Annotated in this window: 3 protein-coding genes; 2 read left to right on the forward strand and 1 reads right to left on the reverse strand. The window is 42.5% G+C overall.

From position 1 onward, the window contains the following. Together AB4Z17_RS33050 and AB4Z17_RS33055 are read left to right on the forward strand one after the other, a co-directional pair. On the forward strand, positions 1 to 979 hold a 979-nt coding region (locus AB4Z17_RS33050), incomplete at its 5' end, for a LamG domain-containing protein (protein ID WP_441964648.1). Between the two features lie 149 nt (positions 980 to 1,128). Beyond that, on the forward strand, positions 1,129 to 1,989 hold the full coding sequence (locus AB4Z17_RS33055) for an alpha/beta fold hydrolase (RefSeq protein WP_441911137.1): 861 nt from the start codon (positions 1,129 to 1,131) through the stop codon (positions 1,987 to 1,989). Positions 1,990 to 2,137: 148 nt separating this feature from the next. Here AB4Z17_RS33055 and AB4Z17_RS33060 read toward each other — a convergent pair whose 3' ends face one another. Continuing rightward, complete coding sequence (locus AB4Z17_RS33060) at positions 2,138 to 2,623, reverse strand: C40 family peptidase (protein WP_441911057.1); 486 nt, start codon at positions 2,621 to 2,623, stop codon at positions 2,138 to 2,140. Between the last annotated feature and the right edge of the window lie 113 nt (positions 2,624 to 2,736).

The raw sequence follows: 2,736 nt of genomic DNA on the forward strand, positions 1-2,736 counted from the left end.
GAAAATAGGGTGGTTGGCTTTTGGCGAGCCTGATGCCTCTGTTTTAGTTGCACAAATTCTGCTTGGTGCTGCGGAGAAGTCGTTATCCATTGGCACAGCTTATTTGCCTGAAGTCAATGTTTTACCAGTGAATGCAGCTAATAAGTCGATTACTTGGTCTTCAGCCGATTCCAACATCGCTGCTGTGAATGCAGATACAGGGCAAGTAACAGCGGTTGGACTAGGAACAACTACAATCACTGCAACAGCTGATGATGCCGGACATAGAACAGCGACCTATATTGTACATGTGACGGATGGTGAAAATGCTTATTATGCTTTTGAATCGAATCTAATGGATTCATTAGGGCGTGTATCTGCGGGTACGATTACAGGCAATAGAGTAGATAATACGGGAGGCAGCATTACGTTTGGAACAGGCATTTTGGGGTCGGCGGCTGTATTAGACGGCGCTTCAGGCATTCGTCTGCCAGACGGTATAATAGAAGGCAATGTTTATTCGGTATCCATGTGGCTTAATCCTGCGGAGGCGACCAACTTTGCGACAGCATTTTTTGGATCAAGAACGAATGAAAGCTGGATCAGCTTCGTGCCAAGAGGCCCAGTCAACAGCAACACGATGCTTTGGTCTGGCACTGCTTGGTATGATGCGAGTACAGGGCTGAAAATCAACATTGGACAATGGACGCATATTGCATTTACCGTTAATAACGGCACAGCCAAGGTGTATATTAATGGAAAAGAAAAGTTTACAGGCTCCGGCTTCCCAAATGTGTTTACTAATAATAGCGGTGTATTTGGCGTGGGGGTAAACTATTGGGATACTCCGTTTAAAGGCGCAGTAGATGAGTTGAAAATTTATAGTAAAGCGCTGACGGCAGAGCAAATAGCTGCTGAATTTGCACTCGGCAGCATCGTGGCGCTTGATGTAGAGCATTCAAGCGAGGAAATTGCGATATTGGCAGCCGTTAAAAAATAATGAGATAGACATGCAGACCTAATGAAGGCACTGCATGTCTGTTTTATTTATTCATCTCATCCATAAAAGGAAAATATGATCATCTTATTGAATACATGTAAGATAGCATGGTTGTTCATTAAAGCAGAAAAGGACGTGACTTCATTTTGATGTCTATTTTTAAGGATGAAATGGTTGAAAAAGAATATTATCTTTGTTATGAGAAAAGCTTGGACATGTTTGAAATGGAATACAAATCACTGTACCTCCCAACATCCTTTGGAGAAACCCATGTGTTATGCTTCGGCGATTCGAGTAAGCAACCATTGCTGCTTCTGCATGGAATGACCATGAGCAGTACRATGTGGTATCCCAATATAAAGCAGCTGAGTCAAGAACGCTGTGTGTATGCAGTTGATGTAATGGGCGATTTTGGGAAGAGTAAACCAACAGCTGTAATAAAAAACAAGCAGGCTGCGCAGCAATGGCTTCTTGAAGTGTTGAACGGGCTCCTATTCGACAAGGTAGACATCGCTGGCCATTCTATGGGCGGCTTCTTAGCGCTTAATTTTTCAATCGCTTACCCTGACCGCGTTTCCAAGCTCATTCTTTATGCCCCTGCGGGTACCTTCCATAAAATAAGCTATAAGTTTTTTGCGAAGGTTTATCCTGCGTTATTGTTTCAATCAGAGAAATGGGTCGACAATGCTTTTCGTTGGTTCTCGGGCAGGGGGGAGCTGTTAACCCCTATCTTTCGCACTCAAGTCATTGCTGGGTATCGCCATGCCAAGCCTCTTTTGCAGGTAATGCCTTCCGTATTTTCTTTAGAGGAGTTTCATAACTTCAAAGTTGCTACTTTGCTTCTTGTTGGAGATAAAGAGGTCATTTATCCTGCTTTGAAGGCGTTAGCCTATGCGAAAAAAGCGATCCCTGGTCTTGAAGCTCATTTAATTGAGGGAGCAAGTCATTCACTAACGATGGAACAAGCGGAAATAGTAAATGTTTTAACGCTGCAATTTCTAAGAAAGTGATTTCGTTTTCTATTTCGTTTTAAGTAAATTGTTTCATATCCCTTCCATATGGTTAAGAATGTTATAGAAGCTAGCGATTGATTCACGATAAACAGAAAAAAAGCTGCTATCGCAAAGGGCGATAACAGCCAAGTTCTATATTATAAAATTAATTTGTGACGCGTCTTGCTGTAACATAACTTTTGGACCAGTAGCTGGAGGTCATGTCCGATACGGTAACGCCAGTGCTTGTAGCGCTGTGGATAATTTTGTTGTTGCCTGCATAAATAGCGACATGGCTGATCGTCTTGCCATTCGTTTTAAAGAAAACAAGATCGCCCATGCTTAGTGAACCCTTAGGAACCTTCTCGCCAACTGTAGCTTGTGCTACAGATGTGCGTGGAAGAGAAACATCAAGTCCTTTGAACAAAAATTGAGTAAAAGATGAACAGTCAAAAGCGTATGTAACGCCTGCCGGTGCACCGAATTTATATGGAGTGCCGATAAATTCTTTTCCTGTGGAAACAAGATTAATTGTCTCAGGTGTAGCTGCATGTGCCTTTGGAGCAAAAGTTCCGATTGTGAATGCCGATATGACGATAGCGCTGCAAATGCCTGCTTTGGCAATCGATTTCAGTAGGTGTAATTTTCTCATGCTGTCAGGTTGTCCCTCCGCGTTTCGTTTTATGTATTATGACTATAACACATCCGCAAAAGGGCTATTTTCACTCATGAGAACAAAAGGGCAGGTATAATAAGGATTATGAG

The organism is Paenibacillus sp. TAF43_2 (genome assembly GCF_052113545.1).
Taxonomy (GTDB): domain Bacteria; phylum Bacillota; class Bacilli; order Paenibacillales; family Paenibacillaceae; genus Pristimantibacillus.